Annotated in this window: 2 protein-coding genes; both read right to left on the bottom strand. The window is 66.0% G+C overall.

Annotated elements, in window-relative coordinates; all coding sequences use genetic code 11:
- The coding region (locus GXY15_00690) for a type IIA DNA topoisomerase subunit B (protein ID NLV39735.1) at positions 1–584 on the bottom strand (584 nt) is incomplete at its 3' end.
- A gap of 140 nt (positions 585–724) precedes the next feature.
- A partial coding sequence (sppA, locus tag GXY15_00685; GenBank protein ID NLV39734.1) for a signal peptide peptidase SppA occupies positions 725–1,621 on the bottom strand: 897 nt, incomplete at its 5' end.

The following is a 1,621-nucleotide window of genomic DNA, read 5'->3' as shown; positions in this document are numbered from 1 at the left end:
TGGAGGCAGGCATAGAGGCGGAGGCGGCGCTGCACCAGGTCGTCGAGATACGAGAAGGAGCCGAAGATGTCCGGATCGGGCTCGAATTCGATCAGGGTGCCGTTGGGGACGCCGGGGCATTTGCCGGACAGGGTCTTGATCAGCTCTCCGCGGACAAAGCGCGCGCCGGCGGATTTTCCGTCGCGGTGGGACTGGACCAGAAAAGAGGACGAGAGGGCGTTGACGGCCTTGGTGCCCACGCCGTTGAGGCCGACGGAGAACTGGAAGACATCGTCGTTGTACTTGGCGCCGGTGTTGATGCGCGAGACGCAATCGACCACCTTGCCGAGGGGGATGCCCCGGCCGTAGTCGCGGACGCGGACCCGGGGGCCGTCGATGTCGATTTCGACGCGTTCCCCGTAGCCCATGATGAATTCATCCACGGCGTTGTCGATGACCTCCTTGAGGAGGACATAGATGCCGTCGTCGTACTGGGTGCCGTCGCCCACCCGGCCGATGTACATGCCGGTGCGCTTGCGGATGTGCTCCAGCGCGGACAGCGTCTGGATCTTGCTTTCGTCGTAGAGATGGGTGGGCTTGGCCATGGGGGAATGTTCAGCGGGTCATGAAATCAAACGCGGGGCGGAAACGCAATCGCAACCCGCCGGCCGCCGCTTCAAAAGTATACTGTATAGACTTCACCCTCCCGGGAAGGAGGGTGAAGTCTATACATTTAACATTTGGCTCAAGGCCGCCAGAGGTAGAGGCGGCGGGGGACGGCGGCGGCGGACAGCAGGGCGTGGAGGCCGGGCAGGGGGCTGCGCACGCCGAAGAACTGCGCCAGCAGGCCGGTGTCGTCGCGGTAGGCCACCACCCGGACGGTTTCCACGCCGAGGAGGCCGGCGGTTTCGGCCAGCGCGTCCTCCCAGTAGCCGATGGCATCCACCAGGCGCAGGTCCAACGCCTCGCGGGCGGTGAACAGCCGGCCGTCGGCCAGGGCGCGCACCTTGGTTTTGGAGAGGTTCCGGCCCTCGGCGACCAGTTCCACGAAGCGGTCATGCATGGCGTCCACGGAGGTCTGCAGCAGCCGGACCTGCTCGGGGTCCACCGGGCGGAAGGGATTAAGCATGTCCTTGTTGCGGCCGGACTTGATGGTGGTGTCGGTCACGCCGAGCTTTTCGCCGAGTCCCTGGATGTTCAGCGTCTGCATGAGCACGCCGATAGAGCCGACCATGGCGGTGGGCTGGGCGACGATGCGGTCGGCGGGCAGGGCGATATAAAACCCGCCCGACGCCGCGAGGTCATGCACCAGGACGGTAAGGACCCGGCCCTCCCGGCTTTCCTTGAACCGCAACAGCTCGCGGTGGATTTCGTCGGAGGCGGTGACTTCGCCGCCGGGCGAATCGATTTCGAGCAGGATGCCGGCGACCTCTTCATCCTGCCTGGCGGCGCGGATCTGGCGGAGGGTGGATTCGACGGGGTCGGTGCTCCCGAAGAGTCCCCCGTCGAGCTGGCGGGTCAGAATGCCGGTGAAGGCGATGCGCACGACCTTGGCGGTGCCGGTGCCCCAGGAATGGGTCTCGGCGAAGGCCGGGAATTCGTCTTCGCCCTGCGTGGAGGGGCCGGAGCGGGACGAGCCGGC

This window comes from Candidatus Hydrogenedentota bacterium, assembly GCA_012730045.1.
GTDB lineage: Bacteria > Hydrogenedentota > Hydrogenedentia > Hydrogenedentales > CAITNO01 > JAAYBR01.
Note: the sequence above shows the minus strand (reverse complement) of the source record. Positions and strands in the feature narration are given on the sequence as shown.